The following is a 20086-nucleotide window of genomic DNA, read 5'->3' on the forward strand; positions in this document are numbered from 1 at the left end:
CAAAGCAAAAATAACTAACTTTTAAACCGGAATTTTAAGCTTTTTATGAAATGAAATCAGCTCTAATATTAATATTAAAAAAAGTTTTGATTTTTAGTAAAATCAAAACTTTTTGTTTAAAATTCCTAATTTTTTCCTTTTTTCGAAAAAAATTTAAAAAATCTTTAATATTAATGCACCAGCAAAATTTAGACTTCTTTATTAATTAGATCCACTTCAACTTTTAGTAGTTTTTGTAGTCAGGTTTTTTTTGTTTGGTTAGTAGAATCAACCGCTTGACCTAATAAAATAAGAAGGAGAATCGCAACGATGATCGCAATCCATCCAACAACAAAATGAAACTGTCCAATAATTAAAACAAGTCCAAAGAAAAGGTTTCAATCACCCATTCCCAAAAATCCGGTTGCAACCGGATTTTGGCCTAATGGAATTCCTTCACCACTAATATTTTGTACTAATTTAAGCGCAAAGGAAATTATTATAATTTCAAAAAATCCAATAATTGCTGGAACAATAAATGAAGCTTTTCAACCACCAGAAGCATTGGCAAAAACACCCATAGCCCCAGAATTGAAAAAGAGGGTAATAAATAAGGGAACAGCAACAAGGGAAAAATTATTTCCCGGGATTGCCGCAAGTCCGATTGTAACAAAAACAGCAAGGAATTGACCAAAAACCCCACCTAAAAATCCGTAAGTTACGGCATTAATTGAAAATCCATAAGTTGCGGCAATATCAACAGCAACTACCGCTCCCGGAATTATTTTCTCGGAAATCCCATGGAATGACTGTTGTAATTCAGTAACAAACATTCTTACCCCGGTCATTAAGGCTACTAAAGTTGCTACAATTTTAAGTACTCCACCTAAAATTAAAAAGACAAAGTTAGCCCCACCTAAGGAAGAATTTCAAGCTGCTCCAATTTCTTTAGCTGCAGTTTTAGCTGCAGATGTTGCGCTTTCAGGAGCTGCAAAGCCGTTAAATTTCGGATTAATTACATTTTCAATTCCGTGATAGCCAATGATAATTGCAAAAAGTACGGCAAATAAAACTAAAATGATAATTGTCTGGGTAAAAATATTATCTTCAAAAATTTTAAGCGAACTAGGCAACTTACGATTTTCAGCACTTTGCTCTTTTTTCCCAAAAAAGCGACCGATTTTATAACTTGTAAATAAACTAAGCATCTGTTGATGCCCAACTGCAAAACCAGCATTTTGGGTAACTAAATTAGTAATTTTTAGTGTTGCTCCCGATGCAGTTGCCCAATAAATTCCTAAAAATAGCCCTGAAATTAGCACTAGTCCAACTTGAGATCCAGTTGAGATAGCCCCATCATCAAGAAGCGGGAATGTCCGGAATAAAATTACATATAATAAAGCAGTTACAATTGATGATTGCTGGAGCATTACATGTCCTGTAATCATAATTGAGTTTGTATTTGTAAATCTTTTTGCTAAAACCATTAAAATATTAATAATAAAAGCAAAAATAAAGGTAAAGGAGATCAATGTAAGAAAATCATTAGCAGCCCCAAAACCTTTTTGGAGAAAATTATTAGCGGAAGTCCAACCAAGATAAGGATCTAAGGGCACAACTCCCCCTTCTTTAATTCCTCCGATTGCGTTAAAAACTGGTTTTGCTAGCCCAACAAGTCCGCCGGATCCAACCGTTAAAAGGAAAACTCCAATTGCAGTTTTTAGAGCGCCAAGAATTGCATCGACTTTTCCACGGCCAAGAGCGAGATAACCAAATAATACAAGCGATCCTAAAAGCAAAGGATTTTGCCGGAGATAGTTATCCAAATAAACTACCCGCACTAAAAAGTTAAGGGCACTTGAAAAACTTTCTTGATATTTTCCCATTCTAACCCCGAGTGTGATCCCGATGATTAAAATGTTAATTAACAAGAAAATAAGCAAACCAAAAAGTAATTTTTTATTCTTATTTAAAGACATTTATATTTCCTTTCGAAAATTTAGTCTAAAAAGATCGATTAACGTATAAAAACCAGGGTTTTTTAACAAAAATTTTTGTTAAAAAAACGAAATTCTTCTAGATTTTAAAGGATTTTTTTAATTCAATAATATAATCTGGAAGAATTGATGGATCAAATTTTCTTGGCTGATCAAAGGCAAGAATTTCAGCTGGATTATTAACAAGAATATTATTAATTGTTTCCTTGCTAATTCCAACTTGTTCTAAAAGCGGAATAAACCGATCGAATAAATAGGTTAGTCCAAAAGTTCATTTACCTTTAAGTTTTCCATAATTTCGCTGATATAAAACACGACCGGCATCAAGTGATAAGGTAATATGTTTTTCTAGTCCTAGATCGACAAGATATTTAATATTTTCAGCAAGAGTTGTATCAGGAAAATACTTAACCCGATCAGGACCATCAAAACATAAAGATACCCCAAGTTCTTTAATTATTTTTGCATAATAATATTTATCAGGGTTTTTATTAAGATGTGAGATCTGAATTTTCCGTGGATTTGCACCAAAATCAATTAAATATTTTGCCGCTTCATAGGCCATTGTTCCTAATTGGGTATGAACCAAAATCGGTGCCCCGGTTTCAATTGAGGCTCTTGCTGCAACCTCAAGTGATTTTAATTCAAGTCGATCAATTGCTCCATATCCAGTTCCGGCTTTAATAATTCCTGCTTTGGCTTTTGAACGTCTAACCACAGGACCTGAATAATTATATTCATCCATTCCCTGTGTAATTTCAGCAACAACCATTTTTACAATTTCATCTGTTGGTGCAAGCGCAAGTCATGATGCGCCTTTATCATAGAAAGCCGCTTTATGAAATCCAGTTGCCATAATAATATGCACTTTTCCTTCAAGAGCTTTGGCAATCTCTAACATTCGATAGACATCCCGACCAACATTTGGGGGATCCATTGTCACTATTGTTTTTCCACCCCGGGAAGCATATTCAAGTGATTCAGCAATTGCAGCCTCATTTGATAACATTACAAAATCCGGATGTTCGTGAGCTTCTGGCCCATAATTTTTAATTAAATGATCATGACAGTCAACAACACCTAATTCCGATGGGTGAATATCACCGAGAACAGTTCGTGAAAATTTGTCCATTTTTTAAATAAAATTTATCCTTTCGTTAATTTTGAATTTAATTTGAAAAATTTTTTATTTTTTTGTTATTTTAAACATTTTAATTATAACATTAAAATTATTTTTTATAAAAATAAAAAGCAAAACTAATTTTCTAGTTTTGCTTGCAAAATTAAAAAAAAATTAGGATTTTTTAAGTAAAAATTTTAATTTTGTTCATCAATTAATTTCAGAATTTCCTGCCCGGTTTTGATCTGGGGATTTTCAAACCGGGTTGATTCGATTAGCGAATCAAGTATGATATTAGAAATTTTTGTAGCCTTAAAATCACCATTATCGGTAAGAATTTCTGATTTTTGACCGTTTTTATTATCAAGGGCTTTTAGCATTGACTCCATTGAGATGATTACTGAACGCAGATTTGCTGCTTTTTCGTATAAATTTCAGTCAATTTTTTTGGCATCTTCGCCGATTAGTTCAAAACTTTTTTTATTTTTTTTCTCAAAATCTTTAATTGTGGTATAATATTGATTATATTTTGCTTTGATTTCATCAAGTTTTTCTTTGGTGACCATCGTTTTTAACGGGATAAAATAACCCGTATTTTTCATTAAGTAGTCGGCATTATCAATTAATTTCCCGTCAATATCGTTTTTTCCTGTATATAATCAGGTTAAAAATTTCTGCGTTCCCTTATCAATTTTTTCATTTCCAGTTTTTATAGGAATTAAAGATGAACCGCCTGAATAATAAATTGAAACGGGGGAGTCAGGTAGAGCTTTTAAAGGCTGATTTGTATGGAAAATGTCATTAAAAGTTGCAAATTTTTTAGCCTTTTCGGGCATATTTTTGGCAAATAAGTTTCTTGAGGTTGCTGAATCCATTGATTGCTTGATTCCAACTCCGGGAATATAACCAAAAACCGTGCGATATTGTAAAAGATCATGACTTCCTCACTGGCCAATTCCCGGCGCTTTAAAATTTTTAAACTGGAAAGCTTGAAGGATTTTTGTCTGATTTTTGACTTTTTTGGTCAATTTTTTATTACTTTTAACGTATTTATCATAGGTTTTTATAAATTCTTGGCGCAAATTTGGATCTGAATTAATTAAAAAGTCTAAATTTTTACCTTTTGGACTCCAGAAAGGACTACCTGTTTTTGAGATCAGATCCTTATGGAAAATTATCTGGGAATAATCAAGGTCAAAAATTGTAGCATTCTCAGTTGCCTCATCAAGTTGGGCATCTTCTCTAAATTTGACTCCGTTAATAAATTTAGTGGCAAATTCAAGAGCATTTTCAATATTTTCAAAAGTCGAAAGATCAACTTTTAGGTCCTTAAAAACATCTGGGGCTATAATATCAATTGCCCTGAATAAACTGTTTTTTGGGGTAGAATTCCCATTATTTTCAGCTTCAACTGCTTTTTGATAGAGCTCACTTGATTTATCAATACTACCTCCGCCTTTTTCGATTAGATCAAAAATTATTTTTAGATTATCAAGGTTAAAACCAAGAGCATCAACATCATTTTTATTAAAAGGGATATTATAAAACTTATTCTGACCAAAATCAGAACTATTATAGGCGCTAACAAGTTTATCAACAAATAAATCAGGGCCTAATTTTTCGTTCTTGATTTCCAAAAGTCGGTTATGTTTTGCTAAAACTGAGGCAGTTGAAAGATCGCCAAGAACAAGGCTAGGAATCTGATCGGAGTTTGAATCAAGTAAATTTTTGATATTCTGGGTGAGCTGGGACTGTGTTTTTGCATTTGATTCATTATCAAGCACAAGCCGAACTGGGACAAAATCAGGATCGTCTTTAAACGTCTTATTATAATAAGGAATTAGTCCTTTTTCATTTTTTCCATATTCATTGAGCCCAAAAATTAAAGGCCAAAAAACACCCTGACTTGTGTTTAGTACTACTTGTTCTTTCTGACTACCGCACCCAGCGGCAATTAGGAAAAATGAGGGAGATAAAATAGGGAATAATTTTAAATATTTTTTGAAATTCATAAGATTTCTCGCTTTTTAATTTTTGTGAAATTTTTTATAAAAAAATAAGAAAAATTTTTATTGTTCTTTTAAAATTTTTTGAATATAATAAATTATAAATTAGAAATGCAAAAATTTTGCAAAAAAAAGGTAAAATTTTCATTATGGAAAGTCAAAACAGTGCGATTAAGATTAAAAATTTAATTTTCTCTTATGATAAAAAAGAGTTTTTAGAAATCAATAATCTTGAGATTCCAGCTAAAAAAATTACTACAATTTTAGGGCCTTCAGGGTCAGGAAAATCGACTTTTTTAAATTTATTAGCGGGATTTTTACCTTCAAAAGCAGCAATTGAATATAGCCCGGAATTTGAACATTTTGGCTATATAATGCAGAAAAACAATCTTTATGAAGAAATAAGTGTTAAAAAAAACCTATGGATTAGTACAAAGAACTCTTTAAAATGAAGGAAAAAAGTCTGATTATTAAGTCTTAGGGAATTTGCCAAAATCAAAAATTTACCTGATTTTGGCAAGAATTTAACAAATTTTTTTATAGAAAAATCAGATTCATTTTGAAAAAAAATTGCACAAAAAGTAAATTTTTATATTTTTATCATAAAAAATGTAAAATTTTATTATTTTTATATTAAATTTTGCAAAAAACAATTTGAAATTGAAATTAAAAAAATTTTAAAAATTCTGGAAATTGAAGATATTTTTGAAAAAAAAGCCGCAAAAATCAGCGGCGGCCAGGAACAAAGGGTCGCTTTTGCCAAGTCAATTATAAAAGGTGATAATATGGTTTTAATGGATGAACCTTTTTCCTCCCTTGATACAAAAATAAAAGAGGCAACTATCAAATTATTACTTAAAATCAAGGATGAATTTAAAATGACAATCATTTTAGTAACTCATGATCAAAATGATGCAATGAAGATTAGTGATAAAATTATCCTTTTAAATAAAGGCAAAATTATTCAATTTTCAGTACCTGAAGAACTTTTTGAAAATCCTAATTCATTATTTGCTGCAAAATTTATCGGCTCTCCCGAGATTAATTTTCTTGAAAAAACCGCGGAAAAAAATTTTTATATAAGAGGAAAATATGTTAAAATTTTGCCATGCATAACTAAATCAAACGGCAAAATTTTATATAAAAAAAATCTTGCTGAAAATTTTTTCTACCAAATTTATGATATTGAAAAAAATACTAATCTTGAAATTGTAACTCCGATTGATATTACTGATCAAAAAGTTCAAATTGAGTATGATCAAAGCAAAATTCTTGCCTTTGATAAAGAGGGTAATCGTGTTCGGGATTAAAAAAAATACTATAAAAACCGTTGTTTTTAACAAAAATACGCAGGCAATTTTACTAATTAGCCCTCTTGTAATCTTTCTTTTAATTTTTTCTGTCTATCCTATTTTTCAGTCATTTTTTAATGCTTTCAAGGTTGAAAATAATACAAATTGGCGGCTTGGATTTAGTAATTTTTCTAGCCTTTTTTCCAAGTCAGCTTTCAGGGACGCTCTAAAAAACAGCACAATTTTATTTTTTTTAAGTTCGCCAATTGCGCTTTTTTGTGGATTTGTAATCGCAATTTTGCTTACAAAACTTAAAAACAAAATTGTGCGCAGTTTTCTTATTAGCGGATTTTATTCACAATTTTTCATCTCTGCTTTTGCAATTGGAATTGCTTTTAGTTTCCTTTTTGGTGAAAAAAATGTTTTTTCTAAAATTTTAGGCCTTAATTTTTCTTTTGTTGGCGACCAAAATCGTATTAGTTTGATTTGACTTTATCTAATTTTTCAATTATGAAGGGCGATTCCGTTTAATTCAGTTTTGTTTTTTTTCGCTTTTTCAACAATTAATGCAAAATATGAAAAAAATTTCAAAATTGATAAAATTAGCCTAAAAGATAAAATTTTTAACCTTTATTTTAAAGAAATTAGTACCCAATTTATGGTTATCGCCTACACAAACTTTGTTTTTGCAACGATGTTATACCCGAATGTAATAACGGCAAATTTGAACTTGGATCTCAACCACGGGCATACGCTGGCTTCTTATATTTTGAATGTGCGTGATGATTTAGGACTTCAGGCAGCAGCAAGTTTTGTGAGTTTTCTATACCTTTTAGCAATTTTTTCTACTTTTTTAATTTTTCGGCCAAAAATCTGAAAAATAATTTATAAAAAAATAAAAACAAAAATTAAAAGAAAGGTTGAAAATGCACTTAAAAATTAATTTTAAAAACTCTTTTATTCAACTTTTTCTTATGTTTTTGTTAATTTTTTTATTAATGATTTTTCTATTTCCGCTATATTATTTAATTTTAAATGCAAGTTTACCTGATGAATTACAGGATAATCCGAATCTTTCATTAAAATTAGATAGCTATTTATGAACTAATTTTCAAAATTCAATTAACGAAAATTTCTGAAAAGCGCTAAAAACTTCAATTTTTGTAATTTTATTAATTAATTTTATTAGAATTTTACTTTATTCACTTGCTAGTTTTGGGCTTTGAATGGCTAATAAAAAAATTAAATTAGTATTTATTAGTCTATTTATTGTAATTTCTTTTATTCCCGAAATTAGCATTTATATCCCGCTATCAAAAATTCTTAATGTCAATTATCTAGTTACAAATGCGCCGGTTTTTTCGTTAATTACTAACCAATTTTTTTCCTTCTTTAACTTTTTTTACCTATATAGATCGATTAAAAAAATAGAGAAAAAACAATTTTTTCTAGCAAAAATTGATAAACTTTCAATTTTTGCAAAGTTTAAATTAATAATTTTCCCAAAAATTAAAATTTCTTATTATTTATTAATTATTTTCACAACAATTCAAGCCTGAAATGATTTTCTCTGGCCAAATTATATTTTTTCAAACCGATCTTTTCAGACAATTTCGACATGATTTCATTATTCTGGCCAATCAAGTTTGGGATTTCTGCAAAATATTCAGGCTGCAGGATCGCTTTTTGCAATCCTAGTACCTTTATTTTTTTATTTAATTTTTGCAAAATTTATAAACAAAGCGACTGCTAATAATATAAAATAAACTCTAGAAATGAAAAAAATTATCACAAAAAATGCAACTTTTGAATTCGAAATCAAAAAATCGAAATTTATCTCGCTAAGCTTTCTACTTAAGCATAAGAAAAATTTTGAATTTTTACTTAATTCTGTCAAAAATGAGCATAAAAACGCTACTCATATCGTGTATGCGGTTTGTTTTAGTTTGGAAAATTGTAAATTTAGTGATGCAAATGAACCGAAAGGTTCAGCCGGAAGACAAATTTTCCAGATTTTACAGCGAAAAAAACTAATAAATTCACTAATTATGGTCATACGTTATTTAAATGGTGGCAAATTAGGGCTTGGCCTGCTACAAAATTCCTACAAAAAGGCGGCTCAAGAAGTAATAAAATTAAGTAAAATTGCAGATTTTACCTCCTTTTATAGCTATAAAATTAATACTAAAATTAAAAATTTTAATTTTATTTTACAATTAATCAAGAAAAATAATTGTAAAATAATCAAAAAACAGTTTTCAGAAACAGTTGAAATTGAATTTGAATGCCAAACCAAATTAGATAAAACCTTTGGTTTTGATTTTTTCGAGATAAAAAAATAAGAAAAATCAAAATTTTAATACAAAAAAACTTTCAAAAAACGTTTTTTTGTATTAAAATTTAAGGTAAATTAAAAAAATAGACTAAAAACTAGCGATATTAAGAGAAAAAATGATTCAAATTCGTAATGTTACAAAAAAACTAGGCACAAAAATAATTCTTGATAATATCAGTGTTGATATTCCAGCTAATAAATTAACATTTATTTCGGGCCAGTCGGGGGTTGGAAAAACAACGCTTTTGCATATTATCGCGAGGATTGCCTATGCTGATAGTGGTCAAATTTCTTTTTTTGATAATGAACAGAAACTAATAAAAAACCCAAATGTTGATATTGTTTTTCAAGATTTTAACCTAATTGATAATATATCGGCAGTTGATAATGTTAAAATCGGCACTAATATTTTAGGTTATAGTTTCAAACAAGATGAATTTGTCAAAAATGCAAATTTTTTAAATTTGGATTCAAGTGTTTTTAAAACTAAAATGGAGGATTTATCCGGTGGTGAAAAACAACGGATTTCAATTCTTCGATCCCTAAATCGTGGATCTGAATTTATCCTATTTGATGAACCAACAGCATCACTTGATAAGGAAAATGAGCAAATTATTTTTGAAAAAATTAAACAAATGTCGAGAAATCATACAATTGTGGTAATTAGCCATAATATTGAAATGGTAAAAAAATATGCTGACCAAATTATTTATTTGGATAAAAATGGTCCACCAATTACTGAAATTATTGAAAATAATTCTGATAGAGAACTTGAAAATAATGAGATTCCACCACCAAAAGTAAAAAAAATTTCAAAAATTTTTCAAATTAAGAATAAACTACGAATTTCTCCAATTTTTGTGATTGCTGATATTAGCAAAAAAATAACCTTAACCATATTAATTATAATTGCATTTTTAGCAGCAATTTTCTCAATTAGTTTTGCTTTTCAGTTAAATCTTGGTACTGAAAAAGTTAGTCGGCAACAAAAATATACCCTCGCACTTGATAAAAATTTATTAGAAAAAAAGTCAAAAACTACCTTTAATTTAGATGAAATTAACCAAATCGAGCATTTTGAGTCAGTAAATTCGGTAGTTCCAATTTATTCGATTGCCGATTTAAGTTTTTACTATGAAAACCGAAAAACAGGTTTTGATTCAATCGAGCAAGTCAAAATTAATAAATTTTTTAAGAACAGAATCGAAAATGATATTGTTAATTTTGAGGGAAAATTTATTGAAAATGCTAATGAAATTATCCTTTCAAATGCAACAGCTGAAAAATTAAAAATCAAAAATCCAATCGGAAAAACAATTTATTTAGCCCAGGGAAAAGTTACAGAAATTGCAGCTGCAAAAAACAAAATGGCCCTAAAAATTGTTGGAATTAATCACGGAATTAAAACCTCGGTAGGCAAACTTAATACAAGCTTTAATCTTATTAGTTTTCCAACTTTTATTGCAACAGAAACAATCTTAGCACTAGAAAATTTAGTAATTCAGAATAACAATTTGCAAAAAAAGCTAGAAAAACAACAACTTTTTTCCCAAATTAGTTCTTATTACCCTAATGAAAATCAGCAGAATTCCGCACTCGTCCCGTTTAAAATTCAGTTAAAAAGTACTAATGCACAACCAGAAAATTTAAAATTAATCACCGGAAGAATAGCAAAAAAAGTCGATGAAATACTAATATCTACAAGCGCGGTTGATTTAAATGCAAAATATAAATTAAAAGTTGGTGATGTAATTGAATCAATTTCACCCCTTGATCAAAAAGTTAATCTTGTTGTTGTTGGGATTTTTGAATCAAAAATCTCGGAACTATACTATCATAATCAAGCCAAAGAATTTTATAACCATTATCAACCAGAACAATTAGCGGCTTATCTTGTCAAAACAGAGGAAAATAACGGGCTTGATGGTGAGGCTAAAAGCGCTAAATTCGACCTAAAAATTATTCCACCCTCAAATTTGATCAGAGTAATAACAAGTCAATCACTTGAAATCATCGCGATTATTAACAAGGTAACTTTTGCTGTTTTTATCATTTTTGTCATCATTTTAATTGCTTTTATTCTTGTTTATGCAAAAACAATTTCTGAATCAAAACAGAAAATGATTGGAATTCTAAAGGCGCTCGGCGGCTCAACCCTGCTTACACTTTTTTATCACACACTTAATATTCTGCTAATTTCGCTTGTTGTTCTTGGTCTTAGTTTTTTAGTGATTTTTCCATCGATGGAATCAATTCATACATTAGTTGTTGGTAATGAATTACCTCCAGCTTCAAAATATCATTTATCACTAATTTTACTTTCATCATGAGCTGGGCTTTCAACTGTTTTTATCCTAATTTATGTTTTAATGTCACTGATAACTTATAAAAAAACAACACAACAATTGCTACGCTAAAATAAAAAAATACTTAAATTCAAAGTATTTTTTTTATTTTAGAATCTAATTTAGGAACTTGTATCAATCTATTTTAAAAATTGTAAAAAAAATTAACTAACTAATTAATTTTGAATTCTTTAAATGACCTTCAAGAACTTCTGTGGTAACATAACCCTCAAAACGGCGAACTTGTTTTCCGTTTTTATAAAATAAGGATGTCGGGGTTCCTTGAACTAAATTTTCACGGGCAAAATTAGGATTTTCGCGGACATTCATCCGAATTATTACTAAGTTTTGGTTATCAAATTTCTTATTTACTTCATCAATTGTATTTTCATATAAAATGCATGCGCCACAATTTGGTTGATGGAAAACGATAACTACATTTGGCGATGTGAGAATTTTGTTGTTAATATCCTCAGTTGAGTGGATGTCAAAAATTGGCATATTTCTCCTTTTCTATTTAATTTTACTACATTTTTTGAATTTTTAGAAAAAAATTTAATTAAAAATTTAGTAAGATTTTGCAAACAAAACAAATTTATTTGTTTTTTCGCCACTAAAAATTGAATTTCCTGTCTGTGGTAAGGCAAAAAATGAATTTTTGGGAAGGATGCAGCGGGCAGTAGCTCCGGTTTTTTCCTGAATTTCTTGCTCTCTTTCGGGAGATTCACTAAAAGGGGCAATTACAAATTTATTATTTTTTATTGCCTGTTCGAATTCATTAATAGAATTTACAAAAACTGTATTTTCAAGAAGTCGAATTTTTGCTTTTTTGAATAAATCAGCTTGAATTTGTTCAAGAATTTTACGGCATTTTTCTTTTAACAGATCAATATTGAAAAAAAATTTTTGGTGGTTATCACGTCGAACTAAGCAAATTTGATTATTTTTGACCTCATTAGGGCCAATTTCAATCCGAATTGGTGCGCCGTGAACCTCTGAATTATTAATTTTGTATCCGATTTGTTGATCCGTGTCATCAATTTTATAAGAAATTTTAGCGTTTTTTAAAATTTTTGCGATTTTCTTTGCAAAAATTTTAACTTCTTGATTTTTTTTAGAAAAAAATTCAAGAATATCAACCTGAATTGGAGCAATTTTAGGTGGGAAAATAAGTCCGTTATCATCGCTATGAACCATTACAATTGCCCCGATTAGGCGTGTTGAAAGTCCTCAAGAGGTTTGGAAAGGGATTTGACTTTTATTTTCTTTATTTTTATAGAAAATTTCAAAATTTTTTGCAAAATTTTGACCTAAAAAGTGAGCAGTAGCAGATTGTAGGGCGCGAAAATTTTGCATCATTGCTTCAACTGTATAAGTATTTACAGCGCCAGCAAACTTTTCACGCTCAGTTTTTTGGCCTGAAATAACCGGAATGGCCAAATAATTTTCTAAAAAATACTTGTAAAATCGGGCTATTTTTTTAGCAAATTGGTCAGCTTCGACCTTACTTGCATGGATTGTGTGACCTTCTTGTCATAAAAATTCTGTATTTCGCAAAAACGGGTTAGTAGTTTTTTCTCAGCGTAAAACTTGACTTCACTGGTTTAATTTAATTGGCAAAATGTTATTTTTTGCAATTTCTGCCTTAAAATAATCTGCAAAAAGAAGCTCGCTTGTTGGTCTTATATAAATATTTTCGACTAAATTTTTACCCCCAACTTTGGTAATGGTTAGTAATTCAGGAGCAAAACCTTCAATGTGCTTTTTTTCTTTTTCAATAAAATCCTGTGGAATTAACAGAGGGAAATAAACATTTTCAATTTTTTGCTTAACAAAATAAGCATTAACAATTTTTACGATATTTTCCCAAATTTTATAACCTAAAGGTTTAAAATAAATTGTTCCCTTAATTGGGCCATAATTCATTAAATCTGCCTGAGTAATAACATCTACATATCATTTTGCAAAATTGGCTGTTCTTGATGTTATTTTCTCAGGTTTTTTCATAAACTTGTTTTTTTATAACTTTTTGGGTGTGGTGAATTAACATATGGCTGCCCCAGTTAGATTCGAACTAACGAATGACGGTACCAAAAACCGTTGCCTTACCGCTTGGCTATGGGGCAAAAATGGTGGGGGGTGAGGGATTCGAACCCCCGAATCCGAAGAAAGTGGGTTACAGCCACCCGCATTTGGCCGCTCTGCAAACCCCCCCTTAATTAGCGAATGCAAAGTAATTATAACACATTTTTTTAAATTCTCATTTTTTTTTTTTTTTTTTTTTCATTTATTACTTTTTAAATTAAACTTTTAACTTAAAATTTGACTTTGGTTTTCTTATTTCCTTAATTTAATTTTAAAAAAAGGAAAACCAAAGTAAAATTAGCTAAATATATTAGCAAATTATATTATAATTTTTATATTTTTATGATAAAAATCATATTAATAAAGGAAATTTTCAATGACAGATCCAAAAATCCCGAATTTATTAGAAATATACAAACAAAAATTAGATGAAATTTCATCAAAAGAGCTAAATTCAGACCAAAAAAATTTAGCAATTCAAATTTTAGAAAAATTTGAACCAAGTAAACTTGAATATGTTTTTCAGTTTATTTCTCAACGAATTAAAACCGGTTTTCGCTTTGATTCTGCCCCTGAAAGTGATACAAATACTGTTGCTATTTTAGAAAAAGATGAAAATCTTAGTTTTAAATTCAATGAAAATAATCAAAATCCAAATACCTTAATTATTGGTGAAAATTATGATGGATTAAAAAATTTATTAGTAATCGAGAGAGAGGGGGAGAGGGAGAGGGAGAGGGAGAGGAGGCTTTGATATAATCTATATCGATCCGCCTTATAATACCGAGGCAAGTAAAAATGATGGGAATTCAATTGCTAATGAAAAAGAAGATATAAAAGCAAGTAAATTTATCTATCGTGATAAATTTTCGCGTAATGGTTGACTAAATTTAATGAATGAACGACTAAGGCTAGCAAAGGATCTTCTAAAAGAAGATGGAGTTATATTTGTTTCAATAGATGACAATGAACAAGCTTATTTAAAAGTTTTAATGGATGAAATTTTTGGGGAAGAAAATTTCGTTGCTAATATCGTTTGAAGGAAATCATCAATTGGTTCTCATAAAGATATAAAAGATATCAAAACTGTCAATGTTGTAAATGAATACATAGTAACCTATGCTAAAAAGAAAACTAAATTAAGATTTGATTATGTAAGACATTCTCAAGAAAAGTTAGACAAAGAATATAAGCTTAAAGATGATAATTTTGAACAATATGGTTATTATAGATTAGAAAGACTAGCATATAAAGGATTGGATTATCAAGCTTCTCTAGATTATGAGTTAGAAGCTCCTGATGGAACTAAATTTAGAATTTATCAAAATATTAAAAAACCACAAACAATGTGTTATATATGATCCAAAGAACTATTTGACTATGCGAATTCTTTAAATTTAGTAGAAATCAAAAAAACTCAACAAGGCAACTGAGTTGCTTATAAAAAAGTTTATCAATATGCTAAATTCGATGCAAGAACTAAACAATTTATCTTAGTTGAAAAAGGCGTTCCTTTTACTAATATGATTATTGCTAATCAAAACAATCTACATTTGAATATTTTGACTGAACAAGGTTCTAAAGAAATGACAAGCATTTTCAAAGATAAAATGTTTGACTATCCAAAACCAGTTGAATTAGTAAAGTATTTAATTAAAATGGCATCTAGCAAAAAAGACATTAGAATCCTTGATTTCTTTGCTGGTTCTGGAACTACTGCACAAGCCGTTTTAGAACTCAACAAAGAAGATGGTGGAAGACGTTCTTTTGTTTTAGTAACTAATAATGAAAATAATATTGGTCAAAACGTGACATATGAAAGACTTTATAGAATTAATAAAGGACAAGGCACAAAAGGTCAAAAAGACTTTGAATGAATCAAGAAAAATGAAGCCTTTGATACAAATTTAAATGTATTTTGATCTAAAACTTACAATACCTCTTTGTTAAATAACGATATAACAAATCAAGAATTAAAAGATAAATTTAAAAAACTATTAAAAGAATTTGGAATCCATAAAAATAAATCAAAAGTTAAAGATTCTGTATTAAAAACTCTTTCTTCTTTAAGACCATATAAAGAAGAAAATTAAAAAAAATAATTTATTTGCTACAATCTTTATAAATTATTTATAAGGAGAAAAAATGAACAAAAAAAAAGAACTTTTGAAAGATCATTTAAAGGAGTTAGAACAAATTTCTAAATCATCTTTAAATGAAAATCAAAAAGAATTAATTAAATTAAACTTAGAAATTTTAAAAAATAATGACAAAATTTCTATAGATGACTTTGAACAAATTTGAAGATTTTTAAAACAAAGAGTAGCAACTGGTTTTGTTTTTGATGAAGCTCCAGAAATTAATAATCAAAGCATCGCAATACTTGAAAAAGATGAAAAATTATCTTTTTCTTCTTCAAAAATGAAGGATAATTTACAAAATTCTTTAATCATTGGAGAAAATTATGATGTTTTAAAGAACCTTATAGGAGTAGAGAGAGAGAGAGAGAGAGAGGATTCTAACTTCGATTTAATCTACATTGACCCTCCTTATAATACACAAAAGACATCAGATGATGGAAATAATTTAACTGATGATCAAATAACTGCTGACAAGTTTATATATCGGGATAAATTTTCAAGAACTGGTTGACTAAATTTATTAAATGAAAGATTAAAATTAGCAAGACAACTTTTAAAAGAAGATGGAGTTATATTTGTTTCAATAGATGACAATGAACAAGCTTATTTAAAAGTTTTAATGGATGAAATTTTTGGGGAAGAAAATTTTGTTGCGAATATGGTTTGAAGGAAGTCAGCGCAAGGTACACATAAAGATGTTGAAGTTGATAATTTAAACACTGTAAATGAATACATAGTAACATATGCTAAAGATAAATCAAAATTTAAATTTGATTATGTAAAACATTCACAAGAAAAATTGGATGAAATATATAAATTTAGAGATAAAAATTTTGAAAAATATGGTGCATATAAATTGCAACCACTTGTTAATAGTTGAAACGGTGCCTGATACAGATCTGGACAAGATTATGAATTAGAAGCTCCTGATGGTACTAATTTTAAAATATGACAAAATATCGATAAGCCACAAAGTGCATCTTATTCTTGATCTAAACCTACCTTTGATAAAGCTAAAAATTTGGGTTTAATTGAATTCAAGAAAAATAAACAAGATTATTGAGTAGTTCATAAAAAAGAATATCAATATGCTAAATTTGATACAAAAGAAGGTGTTTTAAAAACTGTAGCAAGAGGTGTTCCTTTTACAAATATGATTGTTGCAAATCAAAATAACTTAGAGAGTGATATTTATACATCTGAAGGTGCTAGAGAACTTAATTCCATCTTTAATAGTAAAGAATTCGACTATCCAAAACCAGTTAGATTAATAAAATATTTAATAAAAATGTTATCTAGCAAAAAAAACATTAGAGTCCTCGATTTCTTTGCCGGTTCAGGAACAACGGGACAAGCAGTTTTAGAACTTAACAAAGAAGATAACGGAACTAGAACATTTACATTAGTAACTAATAACGAAAATAATATTGGTCAAAACGTGACATATGAAAGACTTTATAGAATTAATAAAGGACAAGGCACAAAAGGTCAAAAAGACTTTGAATGAATCAAGAAAAATGAAGCCTTTGATACAAGTTTAAATGTATTTTGATCTAAAACTTACAACACATCTTTGTTAAATAACGATATAACAAATCAAGAATTAAAAGATAAATTTAAAAAACTATTAAAAGAATTTGGAATCTATAAAAATAAATCAAAAGTTAATGATTCAGTATTAAAAACTCTTTCTTCTTTAAGATCATATAAAGAAGAAAATGAAGAAAAATAAAGTAAAAAAGGAAAATAATGGAACTTAGTGAAAAACAATCTCAAGCTGTTGATTTATTAGTTGCTAAATGAGATAATGCCTTTAATAATCAACAAAAAGCCTCTGTTACTTTTAAAGCACCAACAGGTTCAGGCAAAACATTTATTATTGCAAACTTTATTGATAGGATAATGGAAGAATTTGATAAAAACTCAGCTAAAAAACTGGTTTTTATTTACAATACAATTTCTAATGCTGAATTACCTAAACAAACTTTAGATAAATTTGAACAATATAAATTTTATTTAAATTCAATGAAAAATGCAACCATAAAATATAAAGAATCCCCTTCAAAACAAAAAGAAGCTAAAGGCGATCAAGAATATAATATTTTAGCTAAAGAAGCTGATGTTTTCATTTTTGGAACTTCTTCATTTGGCAAGTCAACTATCTTTGTAAAAGAAGGAAAATTAGATGCTTTTATTGATGAATTAAGATCAGATTACTATGTTATTTACATTAGAGATGAAGCACATATTGGTACATCAAAAATAAGTGAAAAAGCAGATGCAAAATCATTTGATAAAAAAATAAAAGAACTAGACAACGTTTTTGAATTAATGATGACAGCTACACCCAAAGAAAATGATGATATCGTTGAAATAACAAATAAAGATTTAGATGAAGACAACTGAAAACTTCTAAAAGCTAACAAAAAAATTAATTTAAGCATCCCTCATGAATCTACAGATGAAATAGATAATTCATTTCTATTAGAACAAGCTTGTAAAACTTTTTCTAATATTAAAAAACAATACAAACAAATTAGTGATGATGAAAATTTAAGAAATTTATGAAAAGTAAATCCTGCAATGCTTATTCAAGTAAAAGATAAAATTCTTGAAAAAGAAGCTGAATTTAATAAAGAAATAAAGCAAATTATTAAAGTTTTGGAAAAATATAATTTAAGTTATGCTAAATATTTTTCAGAAGAAAAAACAAAAACCGTTGCTGGTCACACTTCAAAAACAGACTTAAATTCTTTGTCTAAAAAAGATAGTGATGTTGATGTAATAATTTTTAAAGTTGGACCTGCAACTGGTTGAGATATTCCTAGAGCTTGTATGTTAGTTCAGTTAAGAAATGTTTCTTCAGAAACGCTTGATAAACAAACACTTGGAAGAATTAAGCGTTTTCCTATTCCAATAAAAATTTACAATGAAGATCACAGAAAAGAATTAAATAATTCAATAGCTAATGAGTTTTTTGTTTATTCAAACAGTAAAAAGTTTGATCAAAATTTAGGTGAAAGAATCTATTATTTAAAAGATCAATACAAAAACAAAAAATTTGTTGTTGGAGAAATTGATAAATCTAGCATAATTAAAATAAATCAAACTTACAAAGAAAAAGTTTATGAATTAGTGTCTAATGAATTTGAACAAATTTGTGAAAAATTCGAGAAGTTTAGGAAGAAAAATCAAGACTTTTTAAGGATTACTAGAAAAAATAATATCAATGAAGGAAGATTTATTGAAAAACTAATTTTCGATCAAATTGAGCTTGAAATTTTCAATGAATCATTGATAAAAAAACACAACAATCTAATAACTAACGATATGTGGGACAATATTGAATTAATTTATAATCAGAAAATTAATGAAAATATTAGAATTTCAATTAATTATTATAAATATTACATCTTGACTGAATTACTAGATGATATTAAAGAACTAAATGTAAAAAATTGAGAAAATACTAATCCTAATTTAAATATCAAACACATTATTGCTCCACCAGAAGAATATATTGAAGAATATGAAATAATTGATATTAATGATTCAAAAGATTCTTTAAAAAATTATATAGAAATAAAAAGTGAAATCGAAAAATATGCCTATTCAAATAATAAAAAAATAGAAAAAAATCAAGTAAAAATTTCTGTAGATTCAAAACCAGAAAGAGATTTTGTTGCTTTTTTTACTAGTTGATTAGAAGATGATGCTGATGAAAATTTGGAAATTAATATTTGATTTAGAAATTTTAAAAATAATTCAAAAAGTATATTTTGAGATTACTTTGAACAAACACAAGTAAAAAAATCTTATCCTGATTTTATTGTTTGCATCAATCAACACCAAATTAATATAGAAATTAAAGGTAAAGGTAATAACGACATAAGCCCTGAAAAAACAAAAGATTTAATTCAAATGACACAAAAATACGTAAAAAAAGCAAAAGAAAATTCTTTAAAAAATAAGCAAAAAAATAACTTGAATTTTACTTCATTAATTTGTTGACCTAAAAATGAAAGAGCTGATAATTTCTTATGTAAAGGTGCTTCAACATTAGAAAAAATAAATGATTTATTTAGACCACAATCTTATTTAATAACCGAAAGAAAAGATGCACAAGAATATGACATTAAAGAAGAACATCTTAAAAAGATTTTTCGAAAATTAGCAAACTAATTGCTTTAAAAAAACTACATTTTGAGCAGATCCGCTTTTCTTAGAAAAATAGAAAAGGGGATCTGCTCAAATTAATAGTATTTTTATTTTTATAATCTACAAATTAAATATCACAATAGACTGAATATAATAAAATAATTAACTTTTTGCTTGGGGTTATATATATATATATATATATATATATATATAATATTTAATTATGAATTTAAATACATATTTTAATCCAATAAATTTAACAGCAAAAAAATTAAAAGATATTATAACGGCTTATTGAATTACATTATTTTTACCCTTAATTGGTGTAGTGTTTATAATAATAGCGGCAGTAGTAGCTCATAAAGCCGTCGAATCCGCTTACTATGCTGATTCATTATCTGAGAAAAGCTTTGCAATTTTTGCTGGAACAGCAGGAATTATGATTATTATTGGAATCTTAATTGTTGCAGGAACTGGTATAGCAAATTTTGTGATTCTCATTATTATGCTTGTAAGAATTTTTGCTCTTAAAAATTTATTAGCTCCATATCAATTCGCACAACAAAACCAAATGATTTTGTATTATTTGATGCATATAATAAATTAAAATTTTCAGGTCTTATGGGGA

The 20086-nt window shown here is 28.1% G+C and carries 15 protein-coding genes and 2 tRNA genes; 10 read left to right on the forward strand and 7 right to left on the reverse strand.

What is annotated here, in order from left to right; translation table 4 throughout:
• Positions 1-188 precede the first annotated feature (188 nt).
• From MHJ_RS02005 to MHJ_RS02015, 3 genes are all read right to left on the reverse strand, one after another.
• On the reverse strand, positions 189-1958 hold the full coding sequence (locus tag MHJ_RS02005) for a PTS ascorbate transporter subunit IIC (RefSeq protein ID WP_011284143.1): 1770 nt from the start codon (positions 1956-1958) through the stop codon (positions 189-191).
• A 97-nt stretch (positions 1959-2055) separates the two neighbouring features.
• Positions 2056-3108, reverse strand: a complete 1053-nt coding sequence (locus MHJ_RS02010; protein WP_011206224.1) for a phospho-furanose lactonase — start codon at positions 3106-3108, stop codon at positions 2056-2058.
• A gap of 185 nt (positions 3109-3293) precedes the next feature.
• Complete coding sequence (locus MHJ_RS02015) at positions 3294-5108, reverse strand: P68 family surface lipoprotein (protein ID WP_011284144.1); 1815 nt, start codon at positions 5106-5108, stop codon at positions 3294-3296.
• Positions 5109-5251: 143 nt separating this feature from the next.
• On the opposite strand from MHJ_RS02015, the gene MHJ_RS02020 reads away from it, so the two are divergent.
• The 5 genes from MHJ_RS02020 (at position 5252) to MHJ_RS02040 (ending at position 11146) form a co-directional block, all read left to right on the forward strand.
• Complete coding sequence (locus MHJ_RS02020; RefSeq protein WP_044284648.1) at positions 5252-6412, forward strand: ATP-binding cassette domain-containing protein; 1161 nt, start codon at positions 5252-5254, stop codon at positions 6410-6412.
• Positions 6357-7337, forward strand: a complete 981-nt coding sequence (locus tag MHJ_RS02025) for a carbohydrate ABC transporter permease (RefSeq protein WP_044284649.1) — start codon at positions 6357-6359, stop codon at positions 7335-7337. Before MHJ_RS02020 ends, MHJ_RS02025 begins: the two co-directional genes overlap by 56 nt.
• Positions 7321-8160 (forward strand): ABC transporter permease subunit, encoded by an 840-nt coding sequence (locus MHJ_RS02030; RefSeq protein ID WP_011206228.1) that lies wholly within the window; start codon positions 7321-7323, stop codon positions 8158-8160. The genes MHJ_RS02025 and MHJ_RS02030 overlap by 17 nt, the downstream gene beginning before the upstream one ends.
• Before the next feature lie 9 nt (positions 8161-8169).
• Positions 8170-8736, forward strand: a complete 567-nt coding sequence (locus MHJ_RS02035; protein ID WP_044272480.1) for a YigZ family protein — start codon at positions 8170-8172, stop codon at positions 8734-8736.
• Between the two features lie 109 nt (positions 8737-8845).
• Positions 8846-11146 (forward strand): ABC transporter ATP-binding protein, encoded by a 2301-nt coding sequence (locus MHJ_RS02040; RefSeq protein ID WP_011284149.1) that lies wholly within the window; start codon positions 8846-8848, stop codon positions 11144-11146.
• Between the two features lie 96 nt (positions 11147-11242).
• Here the strand turns inward: MHJ_RS02040 and MHJ_RS02045 are convergent, their stop codons facing one another.
• The 4 genes from MHJ_RS02045 to MHJ_RS02060 form a co-directional block, all read right to left on the reverse strand.
• Positions 11243-11575 carry a thioredoxin family protein gene (locus MHJ_RS02045; RefSeq protein WP_011206231.1) on the reverse strand — a complete coding sequence of 111 codons (333 nt, stop codon included), beginning with the start codon at positions 11573-11575 and terminating at the stop codon, positions 11243-11245.
• A gap of 66 nt (positions 11576-11641) precedes the next feature.
• The gene (proS, locus tag MHJ_RS02050; protein ID WP_011284150.1) at positions 11642-13081 is read right to left on the reverse strand and encodes a proline--tRNA ligase; all 1440 of its coding nucleotides are present in this window, start codon (positions 13079-13081) and stop codon (positions 11642-11644) included.
• Between the two features lie 44 nt (positions 13082-13125).
• Positions 13126-13200 (reverse strand) — tRNA-Gln (locus tag MHJ_RS02055).
• Positions 13201-13204: 4 nt separating this feature from the next.
• Positions 13205-13288, reverse strand: a tRNA-Tyr gene (locus MHJ_RS02060).
• Positions 13289-13535: 247 nt separating this feature from the next.
• Here MHJ_RS02060 and MHJ_RS02065 point away from each other — a divergent pair.
• The 5 genes from MHJ_RS02065 (at position 13536) to MHJ_RS02085 (ending at position 20065) form a co-directional block, all read left to right on the forward strand.
• Complete coding sequence (locus MHJ_RS02065; RefSeq protein ID WP_044284650.1) at positions 13536-13940, forward strand: hypothetical protein; 405 nt, start codon at positions 13536-13538, stop codon at positions 13938-13940.
• Entirely contained in the window at positions 13918-15252 is a 1335-nt protein-coding gene (locus MHJ_RS02070) for a site-specific DNA-methyltransferase (protein ID WP_202793361.1), read from the forward strand. Before MHJ_RS02065 ends, MHJ_RS02070 begins: the two co-directional genes overlap by 23 nt.
• Positions 15253-15304: 52 nt before the next feature.
• A complete protein-coding gene (locus MHJ_RS03645) occupies positions 15305-17032 on the forward strand; it encodes a site-specific DNA-methyltransferase (protein ID WP_011284151.1) in 1728 nt (575 codons plus the stop codon).
• 17 nt (positions 17033-17049) lie between these two features.
• Positions 17050-19482 carry a DEAD/DEAH box helicase gene (locus MHJ_RS02080; protein WP_011284152.1) on the forward strand — a complete coding sequence of 811 codons (2433 nt, stop codon included), beginning with the start codon at positions 17050-17052 and terminating at the stop codon, positions 19480-19482.
• A 199-nt stretch (positions 19483-19681) separates the two neighbouring features.
• Positions 19682-20065, forward strand: coding sequence for a hypothetical protein (locus MHJ_RS02085; protein WP_002557988.1), 384 nt, complete (start codon positions 19682-19684; stop codon positions 20063-20065).
• The last annotated feature ends 21 nt before the right edge of the window (positions 20066-20086 follow it).

The sequence above is a fragment of the Mesomycoplasma hyopneumoniae J genome (genome assembly GCF_000008205.1).
Taxonomy (GTDB): Bacteria; Bacillota_I; Bacilli_A; order Mycoplasmatales; family Metamycoplasmataceae; genus Mesomycoplasma; species Mesomycoplasma hyopneumoniae.